General features: G+C 63.2%; 16 protein-coding genes. 11 read left to right on the top strand and 5 right to left on the bottom strand.

Translation table 11 applies throughout. The features are described from left to right. Positions 1–12 precede the first annotated feature (12 nt). Positions 13–2,547 carry a HAMP domain-containing methyl-accepting chemotaxis protein gene (locus J5J10_RS06040; RefSeq protein WP_211929218.1) on the bottom strand — a complete coding sequence of 845 codons (2,535 nt, stop codon included), beginning with the start codon at positions 2,545–2,547 and terminating at the stop codon, positions 13–15. A 238-nt stretch (positions 2,548–2,785) separates the two neighbouring features. On the opposite strand from J5J10_RS06040, the gene J5J10_RS06035 reads away from it, so the two are divergent. From J5J10_RS06035 to mobB, 4 genes are read left to right on the top strand one after another with little or no spacing between them, the layout of a single operon-like run. Continuing rightward, positions 2,786–3,697 carry a DMT family transporter gene (locus tag J5J10_RS06035; protein WP_211929217.1) on the top strand — a complete coding sequence of 304 codons (912 nt, stop codon included), beginning with the start codon at positions 2,786–2,788 and terminating at the stop codon, positions 3,695–3,697. Between the two features lie 34 nt (positions 3,698–3,731). Continuing rightward, complete coding sequence (locus J5J10_RS06030) at positions 3,732–4,931, top strand: multidrug effflux MFS transporter (protein WP_211929216.1); 1,200 nt, start codon at positions 3,732–3,734, stop codon at positions 4,929–4,931. Between the two features lie 16 nt (positions 4,932–4,947). Beyond that, positions 4,948–5,565 (top strand): molybdenum cofactor guanylyltransferase MobA, encoded by a 618-nt coding sequence (gene mobA, locus J5J10_RS06025; protein WP_211929215.1) that lies wholly within the window; start codon positions 4,948–4,950, stop codon positions 5,563–5,565. Next, the gene (mobB, locus tag J5J10_RS06020) at positions 5,556–6,074 is read left to right on the top strand and encodes a molybdopterin-guanine dinucleotide biosynthesis protein B (RefSeq protein WP_211929214.1); all 519 of its coding nucleotides are present in this window, start codon (positions 5,556–5,558) and stop codon (positions 6,072–6,074) included. The genes mobA and mobB overlap by 10 nt, the downstream gene beginning before the upstream one ends. Before the next feature lie 48 nt (positions 6,075–6,122). Here mobB and J5J10_RS06015 read toward each other — a convergent pair whose 3' ends face one another. Then, positions 6,123–8,408, bottom strand: coding sequence for an OmpA family protein (locus J5J10_RS06015; RefSeq protein WP_211929213.1), 2,286 nt, complete (start codon positions 8,406–8,408; stop codon positions 6,123–6,125). A gap of 348 nt (positions 8,409–8,756) precedes the next feature. Between J5J10_RS06015 and J5J10_RS06010 the strand changes: the two genes are divergently transcribed. From J5J10_RS06010 to J5J10_RS05995, 4 genes are all read left to right on the top strand, one after another. Then, entirely contained in the window at positions 8,757–9,536 is a 780-nt protein-coding gene (locus J5J10_RS06010) for an ABC transporter substrate-binding protein (RefSeq protein WP_208551358.1), read from the top strand. A gap of 114 nt (positions 9,537–9,650) precedes the next feature. Further along, positions 9,651–10,454, top strand: coding sequence for an ABC transporter permease (locus tag J5J10_RS06005; protein ID WP_211929212.1), 804 nt, complete (start codon positions 9,651–9,653; stop codon positions 10,452–10,454). Next, positions 10,451–11,281: an ABC transporter permease gene (locus J5J10_RS06000; RefSeq protein WP_211929211.1), complete on the top strand. Its 831-nt coding sequence runs from the start codon at positions 10,451–10,453 to the stop codon at positions 11,279–11,281. The genes J5J10_RS06005 and J5J10_RS06000 overlap by 4 nt, the downstream gene beginning before the upstream one ends. Before the next feature lie 161 nt (positions 11,282–11,442). Further along, complete coding sequence (locus tag J5J10_RS05995; protein ID WP_208551361.1) at positions 11,443–11,709, top strand: usg protein; 267 nt, start codon at positions 11,443–11,445, stop codon at positions 11,707–11,709. A 6-nt stretch (positions 11,710–11,715) separates the two neighbouring features. On the opposite strand, the gene J5J10_RS05990 is transcribed toward J5J10_RS05995, so the two are convergent. Further along, entirely contained in the window at positions 11,716–12,438 is a 723-nt protein-coding gene (locus J5J10_RS05990; RefSeq protein WP_211929210.1) for a DUF2270 domain-containing protein, read from the bottom strand. A gap of 122 nt (positions 12,439–12,560) precedes the next feature. Between J5J10_RS05990 and J5J10_RS05985 the strand changes: the two genes are divergently transcribed. The 3 genes from J5J10_RS05985 (at position 12,561) to J5J10_RS05975 (ending at position 15,035) form a co-directional block, all read left to right on the top strand. Beyond that, a complete protein-coding gene (locus J5J10_RS05985) occupies positions 12,561–13,364 on the top strand; it encodes a methyltransferase domain-containing protein (RefSeq protein WP_211929209.1) in 804 nt (267 codons plus the stop codon). A gap of 112 nt (positions 13,365–13,476) precedes the next feature. Next, complete coding sequence (locus tag J5J10_RS05980) at positions 13,477–14,349, top strand: NAD(P)-dependent oxidoreductase (RefSeq protein ID WP_211929208.1); 873 nt, start codon at positions 13,477–13,479, stop codon at positions 14,347–14,349. Next, on the top strand, positions 14,346–15,035 hold the full coding sequence (locus J5J10_RS05975; protein ID WP_211929207.1) for a DNA alkylation repair protein: 690 nt from the start codon (positions 14,346–14,348) through the stop codon (positions 15,033–15,035). The genes J5J10_RS05980 and J5J10_RS05975 overlap by 4 nt, the downstream gene beginning before the upstream one ends. Before the next feature lie 10 nt (positions 15,036–15,045). On the opposite strand, the gene J5J10_RS05970 is transcribed toward J5J10_RS05975, so the two are convergent. After that, complete coding sequence (locus tag J5J10_RS05970) at positions 15,046–15,534, bottom strand: Lrp/AsnC family transcriptional regulator (protein ID WP_208551366.1); 489 nt, start codon at positions 15,532–15,534, stop codon at positions 15,046–15,048. Positions 15,535–15,596: 62 nt separating this feature from the next. Then, positions 15,597–16,223, bottom strand: coding sequence for a uracil-DNA glycosylase family protein (locus J5J10_RS05965; protein ID WP_211929206.1), 627 nt, complete (start codon positions 16,221–16,223; stop codon positions 15,597–15,599). Positions 16,224–16,339: the final 116 nt, after the last annotated feature.

Here is a 16,339-nt window from a genome sequence, read left to right as displayed (position 1 = left end):
CCGGCAGGTACCTCAGGCGCTTCGGCGGAACGCGGTCTCCGCGATACCGGGCGTCTCGGTCTGGAAATGCCCGACCTTCTGCATCAATACGTCGACGCGCTGGCGAAGCCCGTGGATTTCGGCATTGTTTTCCTCGACCATCGCCGCGTTCTGCTGGGTGATCAGCTCGACGTCGCGCACCGCGCTGGTAACCTCGCTGATGCCGGTCGACTGTTCGCGGGTTGCCGACGAGATGGTTTCCACCAGCCCCTGAACCTCTTCCACCTGGTCGATGATGGACCGTAGCGCAGCGCCGGTGTTTTCCACGAGCTCGACGCCGGTCTTCACTTGGTCGCCACTGACGGAAATCAGCGACTTGATCTCCTTCGCCGCATTGGCGCAGCGCTGGGCAAGATCGCGGACTTCCTGGGCCACGACGGCAAAGCCGCGACCCGCCTCTCCGGCACGGGCAGCCTCGACCCCGGCGTTGAGTGCCAGCAGGTTTGTCTGGAACGAGATTTCGTCGATGACGCCGATGATCGTCGAGATTTTCTCAGACGACTGGCTGATCGCGGCCATGGCATCGACGGCCCGCCGAACCACGACACCCGACTGTCGTGCATGTTCGCGCGCAGCCGTGACCGATTGCGCCGTCCGTGCGGCACCGTCGGCGGTGGAGCGCACAACTTCGCCGAGATGCGAGAGCGCGCGCACGCTCTCCTCCAGTGCGGCCGCCTGCTGTTCGGTGCGGCGCGCCAGATCGTCGGCCGAAGCCGCGAGGTTTTCCGTGCCGGCATTGATGTCGCTGCTGGCGCCGCGAACCTCGTCGATGGTCGCCCGGAGCGCCTCGACCGCCTGGTTGTAAGTGGTCGCCATGGCGCGGAAATCGGCCGGCAGATCGTTGCGCATGGATGCATGCAACTGGCCGCGCGCAAGTGCCTCCAGAACAGAGGAGAGCGCATCGAGCGCCGCTCTCTGGTCCGCCTCGACCTGCGCCCGTTCGCGGGCGCGCTGCTCGTTCTCTTCAGCCGACCGTTGCCGCGAGGCGGCGGCCTCCTCCTCCAAGCGGCGGTTTTCAAGGGCGGCATCGCGGAACACCGTGACGGACCGCACCATGTCGCCAATCTCGTCGCCGCGATTGCGACCGTCAATCGGAACCGACAGATCGCCGCTTGCGAGCCTGGACATGACGCCGGTGATGCGCTTGAGCGGCGCGCGCAGCGTCTCGATCAGCATCAAGCCGCCGACGATCGCCAGAAGCGTGCCGACGACCATCGTGACCACCGAGATCGTCGCGGACCGCTCGCTGTCTTCCTTGCCAATTTCCTGGGCTTGGCTGACGAAATCGCGCAGCGCAGCCATGGCGGCGGCAACCTGCGCATTCGTCGCAAGCCGCTGTTCATCCCACGCCTTGCCGGCGTCAAGCAGCGCCTGCGAACCCGTCTCGATGGCCGCGACCCGCGGCGCGATCTTCTGCGGAAAGTCGCGTAATGCAGCGTTCTTCGCGCCGAGTTCGGAAATCCGCCCCGCCATGTCGGTCAGCGACGCAAGATTGGCGAGCACGGCAGCGCGGGTCTCGCCCTGCGGATTGCCGCGCATCTGCTGGATCCGCAGCTCAAGTGTCGCGATCTGCAGCGCGGCGGCATCCACGAGGCTCATGAGTTCGCGCTGGTCGATGACGAGCTTGTTGAGGCCGACGAAACGGTCAGCGGCGATATCGGTGTTCTTCGCGGCCTGCAGCGTGATCTTCTGCTCGATCTGCACCAGCTCGGACAGGACGCGCGACAGAGCCTGCGCCTTGACGTCTTCCGGCTCGCTCCCCTGGAGCAGCGCATCGATCTTGCCCATGGCGCCCTCCACCTCGGTGATCAGGGCCATGCCCTTCTTCGAGGCAATCGCCTTGGCTTTCGCGATATCCTTGTTGACCGGGCCGGCGAACTTCGTCGCCTCCTCGATCTGTTCGGCCGGCGTGAACGCCATCTGCACGCCGGCGCGCAGCTTGCCGAGCCGGTCGATCAGCATCTTGTATCCGGATGCGTCGAACAGCAGTTCCTTGGCAAAGGTTTCCTTGTCGGAAATCTCCTTGCGCACGAAATCCACCTGCTTGACGATCTGCTGGCCGTCGCCCTGGAGCTGCGCGAACGCCTCGGCAAGCCCTGCATCGAGCGCCGCGCGCTCGCTTTCGGTCTGCCACATCGTGGCGGCCTGCTGGCGCATCCGCTCCGGCAGCGCGCGCAGATCCTCAAGATCGGCGCGTTCGGCCTGCTCGGCGATGACGCCGTCAAGCACGGTCAGGCCACTCTGCTGAGCGTCAACTGCGGCGAGAAAAGCATCCCGGCTGCCTTCGGTCGGCTCAAGGCTGAACTCCTGCAACCCCTGCTGCACGCGTTCGAGATCACTGATGTTGCCAATGGTGGCGCGGGTAACCGTCATATGGCCGTTGAGCATCGTGGCAGTCCGGTAACCCAGAAGTCCGACGCCGGCCATCAGAAGAACGAGAGGAACAACAAATAGCAATACTTTGGTGACGATCCTGCGGCTCTGCAGGAGGCGATCGATAAAATTCATGAGGGCCCTCGGCAATATCAACCGACGGCAGCCATGCATCGGCCGGTCGTCGAACGGGCATAAACCCGCCTCATGCGGGTAGTGCCAGCTTTGCGAGCGAAGTTTGAACAAAGGTTAAACCGGAAGCAGAGTTTTCGCAGTGCAGCACATTTTCTTGGTGTCCCGATCCCAAAAAGGCGGTTTCGCCATCTCACCGCTTGGTCTACAAGAACCGGCGCAATTGAGAATCTGGTAAAACATGGCCTTTTCCGACAATACCCGCGGCGCTCTCCTGATGTCGCTCGCCATGGCTGGCTTCACCTTCAATGACGCGCTGACCAAGACGCTGACTGATGATCTGAATGTCGGGCAGATCATGTTCGTGCGCGGCGTGATGATGACGATACTCGTCTTCGCGCTGGCAAGACGTTTGGGCGGTTTCGCGCCGATGCGGACCGTCATGCAGCCGATGGTCCTGGCACGGGTGGCGCTGGAATGCGCCGCAACCATCCTCTTTCTCTCGGCGCTCGGACTGCTGCCGCTCAGCAGCGTGTCGGCGGTGCTGCAATCCATGCCACTCGTTGTCACGGTTGGCGCAGCACTCTTCCTGCGCGAACCGGTCGGCTGGCATCGCTGGACGGCGATCATCATCGGCTTCGGCGGCATGCTGCTGATTATCCGCCCTGGTCCGGAAGGGTTCCAGCCGGCATCGGTCCTACTTCTTATCTGTGTGTGCTGCACCGCCGGACGCGACCTCGTCACCAAGAGGATCGGCCCCACCGTACCGTCCGTCATGGTGACCTTGCTCACCGCCATAGCCGCCATCGTCATCGGCGCCGCGCTGATCGTGCCGCTCGGCGGGTGGCGCCCGCTCACGGCATCGGCGGTTGGTGTCCTGGCAATCGCCGCCGTCCTTCTCGTCGTGGCGCACCAGGCGATCGTCATGGCCATGCGCACGGCGGAAGTCTCCTTCGTCGCCCCGTTCCGCTACACGAGCCTCATCTGGGCGGTGGCGATCGGCATCGTGTTCTTCGGCGAGACGATCAACATTCCGACCGCCTTCGGTGCTGTCATCGTGATCTGCTCGGGCCTCTACACCTTCTACCGCGAAAACAAGCGCAAGAACGCCCGGCCCATCAGCCAGTCGTCCCGTCCGGGATCACCTTTGTGATAAAGATGATAGCGCTGACAGGATACCGACAGACATGACCGGCGGCCGTTTCCTCGACCGGCGCACGCCGCCGCACATCCTGACCCTCGTGCTGATCGCGGGCCTCTCGGCCCTGACGATGAACATCTTCCTGCCGTCGCTGCCGGAAATGGCGCGGCATTTCGGGGTCGACTATTCCGTGATGCAGTTCGCCGTGTCCGGCTACCTGACCGGCATCGCCATCCTGCAACTCGGCATCGGACCGTTTTCCGATCGCTTCGGCCGTCGCCCGACGATGATCCTCGGCATCGTCGTCTTCCTGTTCGCCACCCTTCTCTGCATCATGGCGCCCTCGGTCACCTGGTTCATGGTCGGACGCCTTCTCCAGACGACCGTCGTGGCCGGCATGGTGCTCTCCCGCGCCATCGTGCGCGACATGGTGCCGATGGAGGAAGCCGCCTCGATGATTGGCTATGTCACGATGGGCATGACCATCGTCCCGATGATCGGCCCGACCGTGGGCGGTGTCCTCAGCGACGTGTTCGGATGGCAGGCGAATTTCATCGCGCTCGGCGTCGCAGGCCTCATCGTACTGGCGCTCGTCGTCTTCGATCTTGGAGAGACCAATCGGCAGCGCTCCACGAGTTTCATGGATCAAGTGCGAGCCTGGCCGCAGCTGCTGCTGTCGCCACATTTCTGGGGCTTCACGCTGACGGCTACCCTGACATCGGGCGCCTTCTTCGCATTTCTGGGGGGCGCGCCATTCATCGGCAGCACGATCCTCAAGCTGTCGCCGAGCGTGCTTGGCATGCAGTTCTTCTTTGTCGCCGGAGGATATCTGATCGGCAACTTCCTGTCCGGCCGCTACACGCGCCGCTTCGGCATCCCGAACATGATGCTGTGGGGCGCCCTGCTCTCGGTGGTTGGAACGGTGATCCCGCTGGTGCTGCTGGTCTTGGGTTTCCACACGGCCCTGTCCTTCTTCGGTCCGCTGGTTCTGGTCGGGCTTGGCAACGGACTGACGCTTCCGAGCGCCAATGCCGGCATGGTAAGCGTCAGGCCGCATCTCGCCGGATCGGCATCCGGCCTTGGCGGCGCCATCACCATGGCCGGTGGGGCGATGCTGTCCGCCCTCGCCTCGGCGATCCTGACCGAGGAAACCGGCGCTCTTCCGCTTCTGATCGTCATGCTCCTCTGCTCTCTGGCCGCGATCGGCTCCGTGCTCTATCTTCGCCGCCTGGACGCTCCGGCATAAGCGGCAAAGGGAAGGCATGAGCACGCAATCCGTCGACCTCGCTGTGATCCTGGCCGGTGGCCTATCCCGCCGCATGGGGCAGGACAAGGCAACGGTATCACTTGCCGGCAAACCGCTCGTCGGTCACGTCATCGATCGCCTGCTGCCCCAGGCGCGAATGCTGGCGATCAACGCACCGGCGCCGCTCGATCTGCCCTATCGGATGCTGCCAGACACAAGATCGGATCGGCCAGGGCCGCTGGCCGGTATTCTCGCGGCCATGCGCGAATCCACGCGACTTGGTCTGCCGCACGTCCTGACGGGGCCGGTCGACACGCCCTTCCTGCCGGCCGACCTTTCGGAACGGCTTGCCGCAAAAGCCGCGCCGGGTTGCATCGCAGTCGCAAGCTCCGCCGGGCGAAGCCATCCGGTGGTAGCGCTTTGGCCGAGCGCTCTTGCCGAAGATCTGGAGCTTTGGCTGGCCGACCCGCAAAACCGCAAAGTCACCGCCTTCCAGGCCCGCCACCCAAGCATCGTTGTGGAATTTCCGCTGCGCGACGGCCCAGCCCGCCCGTTCGATCCGTTCTTCAACGTCAACAACGCCGACGATCTCGCAAGGGCGGAACAGATAGTGGAGGCAGGGGGATGGGACTGATGCGTGTCTTCGGCATCGCCGGCTGGAAGAATTCGGGCAAGACGGGCCTCGCCACGCGCCTCGTCGAGGAATTCACGCGGCGCGGATATCGAATCTCGACCATCAAGCACGCGCACCACGACTTCGACATCGACAAGGTCGGCGCCGACAGTTGGCGCCATCGCCATGCCGGTGCCCACGAGGTCGTGATCGTCTCCGGCACCCGCTACGCCATCATGCATGAATTGCGCGGCGCGCCCGAACCGAGCTTCGAGGAAATCCTCGGCCGCATCGGTCCCTGTGACCTTGTGCTGATCGAAGGTTACAAGCGCGAACCCGTTCCGAAGATCGAGGCGCGGCGCTTAGAGGCGGCCAAGCGCGAGCCCTTGGCGCCGACCGATCCGCATATCGTCGCCATCGCAGCCGACCACGCGGTCACTGACACCGACCTTCCGGTCTTCGATCTCGACGACACCGTCGCCGTGGCCGATTTCATCGCACGCATCACCGGACTGCCGCCCCGGACATGAAAAGGCCGCCGGATCGCTCCGGCGGCCTGGTCTTGGCGGCTGTGCCGATCAGCGCGAGGCGACCGGCTTCACCAGCGGCGTCACGCGCCGGATCGTAACGCGGCGGTTCTGCTCTTCGGCCGCTTGCGTGCGGATCTTCAGGTAGCGCTCGCCATAACCCTGCGTCGACATGTTCTCCGGCGGGATGCCGTAGACCTCGGTCAGCAGGTTGGCGACGGTTTCCGCCCGCTCGTCCGAAAGGATCAGGTTGGAGCGATCTGAACCGACGGCATCGGTATGGCCTTCGATCAGGAAGACCTCGCCTGGATCCCGATCGAGGATCTTGAGCATCGCCTCGGCGACCCGGCGCAGGGTTTTCGCCTGCGAAAGCGACACCTCGGCCGAACCGGTCTGGAACGTGATCGTGTCGAGATCGATACGACGGACCTTGTCGCGCAGTCGGGCCGACGACTTCACCTCGTCGATCGAGTAGACGCGCTCGACGCGCTCGACTGGCGGACGGGCGAGGAAGTCGTAGTAGTCACGATCCGGCTCGTCCGACATGGTCACGATATAGTCGCTGACCGGAACCGTCAGACGCATCGGCGGCAGGCTGGCGCCCACGTCGACATACATGCGCGGACGGTCGCTGTCGGCTTCGGGCGAGTAGAACAAGACATATTCCTCGCCGCGCGGCGAGAACCGCGAACGAAGGATGATGTCGCCGAACCGGTTGTAGATCGTCACAAGTCGCGAGCCGTCCAGTCGCTCGATCGTCTCGCGAACCCGGCCACGCGATAGTTCCTCGTAATATGTACGCTCTTCGTCGTAGCGCAGGCGCGGACGGTCATCGTGACGAACGACAACCTTGTCGCCGACATTGATGATCGTCCGGTTGTCGACCTGCTCGACGACGCGCACTTCGGTAACCTGGTTCACGACGTTGTTGGTCACATTGTTCGTGACATTGGTCACGTTGGTGACGTTGTTGACAACGGTCGTCGGGACCTGGAACGTCGGTGCGGCATTGAGTTCGGTGCCCTGCTCGTTCGCGGCTTCGCGGATCATCTCAGGCTCTATGCGGACGGCATCGGCCTGGGCATCCGCATCGCTTTCCGGCGGCGGAGCAACTTCTGCTTCCTCGCGCTGCTCGCTGCGCTGTTCGCGAACGTCGGTCTGGCCGCTATTGTCGGCGTCCTTGTCGCTGTCGAGAACGGCGGCGCCATCCTCGACCGGAAGGACGATGGTCTCGGACGTCGAACCTGGATCCTCGGCGATCGCCTGCTTCTCTTCCTCGGTGCGGGTGTCCTCGATCTCGACGACCGGCTGTTCCTCGGGCGGCTCTACCGCCGGGACGACAACCTGTTCGCCTTCCGGAAGCGGCTCTTCGCCGGCCTGCTGCTCGTCGGTCTGTTCCTCCTGGCCGGCAGTGTCCTCGCTATCCTGCGACGGACGAAGGTCGCCGTCACCGGGCTGTTCGGCCTGCTGCTCTTCGTCGCTCGAAGGCTTCTCGGCCTGTTCGTCCTGCTGCTGCTCGGCCTCGGCAGGTTGTTCTGCCTGTTCCTCAGTCTGTTCTTGCGCCTGCGGCTGTGTCGCCTCGACAGTGCATTCGTCTTCGGAAGCGGCCTCTGAGCCATCGGCGCAGGTCACGACGTCGGCCTGGGTTTCGTCGGCCGGCTGTGCGTCCTGGTCAGCCTGCTCGGCAGCTTGGCGTTCCGCTTCTTCGGCGGCCTGCTGTTCCTCGGCCTGACGCGCCGCTTCTTCCTCGGCGGCCTGTTGCTCGGCCTGGCGAGCGGCCTCCTGTTCTTCTGCCTGACGCGCTGCTTCTTCCTCAGCCTGTCGCTGGGCTTCCTCGGCGGCCTGCTGCTCTTCCGCCTGGCGTGCGGCTTCTTCGTCAGCCTGACGCTGGGCCTCTTCCGCCGCCTGCTGCTCTTCAGCCTGACGGGCAGCCTCTTCCTCTGCCTGACGTGCGGCTTCCTCTTCGGCGGCTTGCTGCTCGGCCTGACGTGCCGCCTCCTCTTCGGCGGCTTGTTGTTCTTCCGCCTGGCGAGCGGCTTCTTCGTCGGCCTGACGCTGGGCTTCCTCTTCCGCCGCCTGCTGTTCCTCTGCCTGGCGCAGCGCCTCGTCGTCGGCGGCCTGCGCCTCTATCGCATCGCAGGTCTCCTGGTCCGGAGCCTCCGACCCGTCGGCACAGGTGACAGTCTCGGCCTGGGCGACAAGCGTGCCGACCGGTTCGGCCTGTATCCTCGCCTCGCCCACGTGGGCGGTTGCGGCAGCCAAGGCGGGTTGTCCGGCGACGACGGCGGACAGCACCGGCACCGCGACAGTGGCAAAGAGTTTCGATCTCAACGTCATTTCATCTTCCTTGCAGGGCGTGCAGACACGCTCGTTTGAGGCGGGAGCGCGTGAAAACAGTCGTTACGACTCTCCGGACGCCCTCCCAGACACGTCCGAAGCTATTTTCCGGCACATTAACCGCCGCTGAACGAAAAAGTTTCGCAGCACCTCGGGATCACGCCTCCATGACGAATTTCACTCGATTGCGGCGCAATTCGGCGCGATTCGTCACCTACACCCGTCTTTCCTGTTGATTTTCCGGTGAAAGGCGTAGGAATATCGGCCCAGGCCCGACATGGAGACATGAAGGCTTCACCGTTCAGCGCGGGCATCACAACCGTGCGGACGACCAACAGAGAGGATCTCATGCGTATTTCCACCCGCTTCTTCGCCGCTGCATCGATCGCCGCCCTGTCGCTCTTCGCCGGCAGCGCGATGGCTGAAGACAAGCTGATCATCGGCACCGAAGGCGCCTACCCGCCCTTCAACAACCTCGAGGCGGACGGCACGCTCGTCGGCTTCGACATCGACATCGCCAAGGCACTTTGCGAGGAGATGAAGGTCACCTGCGAGTTCGTCACCAACGATTGGGACGGCATCATTCCCGCCCTGCAGGCCAAGAAGTTCGACGCCATCATCGCCTCGATGTCGATCACGCCTGAGCGTGCCGAAAAGGTCGACTTCACCCACAAGTACTACAACACGCCGCCGGCACTCGCCGTGCCGAAGGACAGCCCGATCACCGACGCCACGGCCGAAGGCCTGAAGGGCAAGGTCATCGGCGCCCAGGGTTCGACGACCCACTCCAACTACGCCGAAAAGCACATGCCGGATTCCGAGCTGAAGCTTTACCCGACGGCTGACGAGTACAAGCTCGACATCTCCAACGGCCGCGTCGATGCAGTCGTCGACGACGTCGTCGTTCTCTCCGAGTGGGTCAAGTCCGACGCCGGCAGCTGCTGCAAGATCCTGGCGACCCTTCCGGTCGACGTTGAAATCAACGGCGAAGGCGCCGGCATCGCCATCCGCAAGGGCGAAACCGAGCTGGCCGAAAAGTTCAATGCCGCCATCGACGCGATCCGTGCCAACGGCAAGTACAAGGAAATCAACGACAAGTACTTCGATTTCGACGTCTACGGCGAATAAGCGCCAGACGTTCTGTTGATACAAGACGGCGGAAGGGTTGCCCTTCCGCCGTTTTTGCTGGAAAAAGACCGGATAACAAGAAACGCGGCGCCTGCCGCGAGGGGATAGAAATTTATGGGCGGAGCCCTTTCCGCGATCGGGTCTTTCCTTGCATCCGCCGGACATCTGGTCGATCCGATGTGCGGACCGGTGGGTGTGTTCACGCTGCTTGGTCCGTCGTCGATCCTGTCCTGTGGGGCCGAAGGCTGGGGTGACGAGATCGCGTTCGGTTTTCGCGTCTCCCTCTCGCTTGCCATCGCCACCTTGCCGGTCGGCCTTGCCATCGGCTTCTTCGTGGCCCTTGGCTCCCAGTCGGGCGAGCGCAGCCTGCGCACCGCCGCCGGCATCTACACCACCATTTTTCGCGGACTGCCGGAGCTCCTGACGCTCTTCATCGTCTACTATGGCCTGCAGATCCTCATCCAGTCGACGCTGACGGCGCTCGGCATCGAGCAGCGCATCGAGATCAACGCCTTTTTCGCCGGCATGATCGCGCTCGCGGTGGTCTTTTCCTCCTACTGTTCTGAAGTCCTGCAATCGGCCTTCAAGGCCATTCCCAAGGGACAGTATGAAGCCGGTCACGCACTCGGTCTTTCCGGCGGCCGGACACTTCGTCTGATCGTCCTGCCGCAGTTGATCCGCATCGCCCTCCCCGGCCTCGTGAACCTCTGGATGAACCTGTTGAAGGATACCGCGCTCGTCTCGGTGGTCGGCCTTTCCGACATCATCCGCCAGACCGGCATTGCGGCGAAAGTGACCAAGGAAGCGTTTTTCTTCTACCTGATCGCCTGCGCCCTTTATCTCGCGCTTGCGGTAGTCTCCTCAATCGGCATCCGCTTCATCGACCGCTGGACCAAACGATCGGAGGCACCGCGATGAGCGTCGCCGAACACATGATCGACCCGCGCCCGGCGCCGCCGCCGGCTCCCAAGCCATTGACCGCCGGCCGCATCGTCGGCACCGGCATGATGGCGCTCTGGCTGCTGCTCGCCGCAAGCCTCCTTGCGATGATCGTCACAGGTTGGGACACGGATAAATTCGTGCGCTACGGCCCCCGCTATCTCGAAGGGCTTTGGGTCACCGTGTCGCTGGTGACGGTATCGGTGGCGCTCGGCGCCCTGCTCTCCGTCCCGCTCATCTTCGCCCGCATGTCGAAGAATTCCGTGCTGAACGCCATCGGTTTCGGTTACGTCTATGTTTTCCGCGGCACGCCCCTGCTCGCCCAGCTCTTCCTGATCTACTACGGCCTCGGCAGCTTCCGTGGCTTCTTCGAGAGCATCGGCCTGTGGTGGTTTTTCCGCGAGGCCTGGTATTGCGGCCTGCTGGCGCTGACGCTGAACACCGCCGCCTACCAGGCGGAAATCCTTCGCGGCGCGATCCAGAGCGTGCCGAAGGGTCAGCATGAAGGCGCCGCGAGCTTGGGCCTGCCGAAACTCGTCACCTTCTGGAAGATCGTCCTGCCGCAAGCCCTCATCGTCGCGCTTAGACCCTACGGCAACGAGATCATCCTTCTGATCAAGGGCTCGGCCGTCGTCTCCATCGTCACGGTCTTCGACCTGATGGGCCAGACGCGCTACGCCTTTTCGCGCACCTTCGACTACCAGGCCTATCTCTGGGCGGCGATCTTCTACCTGGCGATCGTCGAGACCATGCGCCATGCCTGGGCGGCGATAGAGCGACGCCTGACGCGCCACCTCGTCCGGTAAGCGCTTGTCAGCACTCTCACCGATTGGCTGCTAACGACCTGAAAGAAAAAGAGAAAATCTCTTTTGACGGCGATCCGTTAAGCTTCGGTTAAGCATCCCTTGTTTCCATTGAGGACGCTCCCGGGCGGAGCACAAAAAATGGGAACGTTGACGAGGCGGACATGAACGCAGACATGGACATGATGTTGAAAGGCTATGGCCTGACGACGGCGCAGATCCTCTACCGCATGCCGGACCACCCGGCCCTTCTGCAAACCTATCTCTGGCAGCACTACGACCTGGCGCCGGACTTCCCCGAAATGAAAAGCTTCCTCAAATTCTGGCAGGAAAAGCTCGACGGCCCTCTGCACTCGGTGCGCTACGTGCACCGCAAGCTGATCGGCGCCAGCGAATGGAGACATCTGAACGGCGAATTCATCCTGCACTGACCTCGCTCAGACATGCACCTCGCCATAGGCGAACTCGCCGTTGTCAGGCTCGCGCCGAACGGCGAAATAGAGGATTGCGAGGTGCACCAGACCGACCGTCATGAGCACCGACCAACCGGGCAGCGGGCCAAGGCTGGCATTCTGCACCAGATGTCCCCATGACCAGACCAGGTCGGTCGCCGGCTGGTTGGGCAGAAGCTTGGGCGTCGATATCTTGAGGCTCCAGGCGAGCAGCAGGATCAGGTACATCCAGCCGTAGTTCCGGCGGATGCGGCGCGCCACGGCCTGACGCCGGGTCATTAGAAAGGCCGGCGACCGTAGGCTGTTGGCAATCGCCCCCGCCCAATCGTCATTGAGTTCGGCCTGTGGCAACAGGGCCTGCGCGAAATAGTGTCGCTCCAGCTGTCGCACCCGCGCCCGGTAAACGTCGAAGAACCGATAGCGCCGGGCCTCGATCATCAGGAACACGGAGATGATCAGCATGGCGAACAGCACGACGCCGTGGTGAGAGGTCGGCGTGGACAGCGACACCGACAGCAGACCGGCGACCACCGTCATGGCCCAGTTCGACGTGCGGTCGATGCGGTCGCGCCAACTCGTCATCCGGCCGAGTTCCCCGCGATAATAGTGGATGATCATGTTGGCCTTCTCGCCGGACGACGACGGAAGCCTTGGCGCCGTCGGCCCCGGACGCTCCGCTTTCTCGAAAATGGTCTCCTGCGTATCCATCGCTCGCTCCGTTCGTTCAAAGGAGAACGGAGAAATGGAAATTCCGGTTCCACCCCGCTTTGCATTGCCAAAGCGGCGGCGAAGCTTTAGAGCCCGCCTCAAACGACCTTCAGGAGACGACAATGGCCAAGATCGACGAGGAAGCCCTGGCGGAGGCCTATAACCGCGCCCTGGCGCACGAGAAGGCCGGAGAGGTCGACGCCGCGGTCAAGGCTTATGAGGAATGCCTCGCGCTCGATCCCGATGATCACGGCGGCGCATCGGTGCGCATCGCCGCACTCGGTCGTGGCGAAGCGCCGCCGAAGGCGCCTGACGCCTATGTCGCGACCCTGTTCGACCAGCACGCCGCCGCCTTCGAGGATATCCTGGTGGAGCAGCTTGGCTATGCCGTTCCCATGCTCGTGCGCCAGCGCCTGCAGGAACTGAAGCTTGGGCCCTTCAAGCGCATGCTCGATCTCGGCTGCGGCACCGGCCTGACCGGTGGCGCGCTCCGCGACATGGTCGAGGATATCACCGGCATCGACATTTCGGAAAACATGGTCGAGCTTGCCCACGAAAAGGACCTGTACGAGACCCTCTACGTGGCGGAGGTCGAGGACTACCTCGAAGACAATGACGAGGACGCGTTCGACCTCGTCACCGCCACGGATGTGCTGCCCTATCTAGGCGCGCTGGAACCGCTGTTCTTCGGTGCCGCCGAAAACATGGAACAGGGCGGCATCTTCGTCTTCTCGTCGGAAACGCTGCCATCCGGAACCGGCACCTATGCCGTCGGCCCGCATCAGCGCTTCCTGCATTCCGAGGCCTATATCCGCGACCGCCTGGCCGCGACCGGTTTCGAGCTTCTGGAAGTGACCGAGATCAACGTGCGCATGCAGGACGGCGAGCCGAGCCCCGGCCATCTGGTGATCGCGCGACTGGCGTGAGCCAATCCAGCCACGCAGCCTGCCATCGCATCGGCGACCCTGACAGACCCTTTCGTCGGGCGCCCACATGCTTTAATCGTTCGGCCAACAAGGCAAGACAGGAGTTTAAGGCATGGCGAAGGTAGCGTTCATCGGTTTGGGCATCATGGGGTATCCAATGGCGGGACACCTGAAGGTGAAAGGCGGCCACGACGTCACGGTCTACAATCGCACGACCGCAAAGGCCGATGCCTGGGTGAAGCAATATGGCGGCACATCGGCCGAGACGCCGGCAAAGGCTGCCGAGGGCGCTGATTTCGTCTTCACCTGCGTTGGCAATGACGACGACCTGCGGTCCGTCACCCTTGCCGACCAGGGCGTGATCGGCGCGATGAAACCGGGCGCCGTCCTGATCGACAATACCACCGCCTCCGCAGAGATCGCCCGGGAGCTGGAAGCAGCGGCGAAGGCGCGCGGCTGCGGCTTCGTCGACGCGCCCGTCTCCGGCGGACAGGCAGGCGCGGAAAACGGCGTGCTCACTGTCATGTGCGGCGGCGATGAAGCGACCTTCGAACAGGCGCGGCCGGTCATCGACGCCTATGCCCGCATGGTCGGCCTGATGGGTCCGGCCGGCTGCGGACAGCTCGCCAAGATGATGAACCAGATCTGCATCGCCGGCCTCGTCCAGGGGCTGGCCGAGTCGATCCACTTCGGCAAGAAAGCCGGCCTCGACATCGAGAAGGTGGTGGAGGTCATCTCCAAGGGAGCCGCCGGCTCCTGGCAGATGGAAAACCGCCACAAGACCATGAACGCCGGCAAGTACGACTTCGGCTTCGCCGTCGACTGGATGCGCAAGGACCTCGACATCGTGCTGTCGGAGGCCCGTCGCAACGGCGCCAATCTGCCGGTGACGGCGCTGGTCGACCAGTTCTATGGCGAAGTCCAAAAGCTTGGCGGCAAGCGCTGGGATACGTCCTCGCTTCTCGCGAGGCTGGAAGCCAAGTGATCGGCCCGTCCTCCTCCGCCGAGGACATCATTGCGCATCTGCGAACGATGCGGTCGGAGGAGAATATCACCGGCATGGCCCGCTTCGGTATCGCCACCGAAAATGCGCTGGGGATCGGCAATCCGGTGATCCAGAAAATTGCGAAGGCGGTCGGGAGGAATCAGCCCCGCGCCTCAGCGCTCTGGCAGAGCGGCATCCGCGAGGCGCGGCTGCTGGCGATCTGGACATTCGATCCCGCGCAGTTGTCGCGGGACGACATCCGGCGCCTTGCGGCCGATTTCAACTCCTGGGAAATCGTCGATGCCGCCGCCGATCTTCTGACCGAGACTCCCTTCTGGCGCGAACTTGTCGAAGAATTTGCGAAAGACGAGCGAGAGTTCGTGCGGCGCACGGCATTTGCCATGATTGCCGGTGCGACGGTGCACAACAAGAAGGAGCCGGACGAGACCTTCATCGCCTGGCTGGCGCTGATCGAGCGATACGCTGTCGATCCCCGCAATTTCGTGAAGAAGGCCGTCAACTGGGCACTGCGCAACATCGGCAAGCGCAGCCGCAAATGCCACGACCACACGCTGCCGCTGGCCGAACGTCTTGCGGAAAGCGGCGATCCCTCAGCCCGCTGGATTGGCAAGGATGCCCAGAGGGAACTGCGCGACCCGAAACGTATCGCCAAACTGAAGGGCTGAGGCGGTCGGACTATTCCTCGCCGGACTTCTGGTTGTCGATTACCATGTAGTCGAGCGGCAGCTCGGTCGTGTACTTGATCTGCTCCATGGCAAACGCCGAGGAGACGTCGCGGATTTCGATCTTGGCGATCATCCGCTTGTAGAAGGCGTCGTAGGCCGCGATATCAGGCACGACGACCCGGAGCAGATAGTCGACGTCGCCGCTCATGCGGTAGAATTCAACCACCTCCGGAAATTCGGCAATCACCTCGGAAAAGCGCTTCAGCCATTCGATCGAATGGGTGTTGGTGCGGATCGACACGAAGACGGTGACCTTGGTGTTGACCTTGGCCGGATCGAGCAGCGCCACGCGCCGGCGGATCACGCCGTCCTCTTCCATCTTCTGGATACGGCGCCAGCACGGCGTCGTCGACAGTCCGACCTTCTTGGCGAGGTCGGCGACGGCGAGCGTCGAATCTTCCTGGAGGATACGCAGAATCTTTCGGTCTAGTCGGTCCATTGCATGCCTTTCACGTTCCCTCCGTCTTATAGAACGAAGACATTAAAACAAACTCTATCTTTCTAGGCGATCATTCGCTCCACCTCTTTCCGCAGCACCGGCAAAACCTCTGCCTCGAACCACGGGTTCCGCTTCAGCCAGCCGGTATTGCGCCAGCTTGGATGCGGCAGAGGCAGCACGCGCGGAAAGATGTCGTTGGCGAAGAACGTGGCCCGCCAGTTCTTCACAGTGTCGGTCATCGTCTTCTGCCGGTGGTCTCGCATGTGCCAGGCCTGCGCATACTGGCCGATGACCAGAATAAGCTCGATCTGCGGCATCGCTGCCATCACCGTTGCCCGCCAGAGCGGCGCGCACTCGCGACGGGGCGGCAGATCGTGCCCCTCAGCGTCGTATCCCGGAAAACAGAAGCCCATCGGGACGATGGCGAAGCGGTCGCGATCGTAGAAGGTCTCGCGGTCCACCCCCAGCCACTCGCGCAGCCGGTCGCCCGAGGCATCGTTGAAGGTGAGCCCGCTCTGATGCGCCTTCATACCCGGCGCCTGGCTCGCGATTAGCACCCGTGCCGTCGAGGAAATCACCGGCACGGGCCGCGGCTCGTGCGGCATCCGTCGCTCCGGCCCTCCATCCGGCGCGTCGCGGCATTTCCGGCAGCCGGCGATCGCCAGCCTCAGCTCATCGAGGTCGTGCATGTGTTCTCCATAAACGCCGTTCTCCCCCTCGTGCCGACGAAATCCTGAACGGCGGGGCGATCCGTTGAGTTTCATGGCAAACAAATCCTTTAGCGAAGCATCTTCTTAAGAAATCG

This window comes from Ciceribacter sp. L1K23, from assembly GCF_018122705.1.
GTDB lineage: Bacteria > Pseudomonadota > Alphaproteobacteria > Rhizobiales > Rhizobiaceae > Allorhizobium.
This window is presented reverse-complemented; position numbering and strand designations above follow the sequence as displayed.

Bases quoted from the DNA above. Each gene is read 5' to 3' on its own strand.
- J5J10_RS06040 (WP_211929218.1), bottom strand. From the start codon at position 2,547: ATGAATTTTATCGATCGCCTCCTGCAGAGCCGCAGGATCGTCACCAAA.
- J5J10_RS06035 (WP_211929217.1), top strand. From the start codon at position 2,786: ATGGCCTTTTCCGACAATACCCGCGGCGCTCTCCTGATGTCGCTCGCC.
- J5J10_RS06030 (WP_211929216.1), top strand. From the start codon at position 3,732: ATGACCGGCGGCCGTTTCCTCGACCGGCGCACGCCGCCGCACATCCTG.
- mobA (WP_211929215.1), top strand. From the start codon at position 4,948: ATGAGCACGCAATCCGTCGACCTCGCTGTGATCCTGGCCGGTGGCCTA.
- mobB (WP_211929214.1), top strand. From the start codon at position 5,556: ATGGGACTGATGCGTGTCTTCGGCATCGCCGGCTGGAAGAATTCGGGC.
- J5J10_RS06015 (WP_211929213.1), bottom strand. From the start codon at position 8,408: ATGACGTTGAGATCGAAACTCTTTGCCACTGTCGCGGTGCCGGTGCTG.
- J5J10_RS06010 (WP_208551358.1), top strand. From the start codon at position 8,757: ATGCGTATTTCCACCCGCTTCTTCGCCGCTGCATCGATCGCCGCCCTG.
- J5J10_RS06005 (WP_211929212.1), top strand. From the start codon at position 9,651: ATGGGCGGAGCCCTTTCCGCGATCGGGTCTTTCCTTGCATCCGCCGGA.
- J5J10_RS06000 (WP_211929211.1), top strand. From the start codon at position 10,451: ATGAGCGTCGCCGAACACATGATCGACCCGCGCCCGGCGCCGCCGCCG.
- J5J10_RS05995 (WP_208551361.1), top strand. From the start codon at position 11,443: ATGAACGCAGACATGGACATGATGTTGAAAGGCTATGGCCTGACGACG.
- J5J10_RS05990 (WP_211929210.1), bottom strand. From the start codon at position 12,438: ATGGATACGCAGGAGACCATTTTCGAGAAAGCGGAGCGTCCGGGGCCG.
- J5J10_RS05985 (WP_211929209.1), top strand. From the start codon at position 12,561: ATGGCCAAGATCGACGAGGAAGCCCTGGCGGAGGCCTATAACCGCGCC.
- J5J10_RS05980 (WP_211929208.1), top strand. From the start codon at position 13,477: ATGGCGAAGGTAGCGTTCATCGGTTTGGGCATCATGGGGTATCCAATG.
- J5J10_RS05970 (WP_208551366.1), bottom strand. From the start codon at position 15,534: ATGGACCGACTAGACCGAAAGATTCTGCGTATCCTCCAGGAAGATTCG.
- J5J10_RS05965 (WP_211929206.1), bottom strand. From the start codon at position 16,223: ATGCACGACCTCGATGAGCTGAGGCTGGCGATCGCCGGCTGCCGGAAA.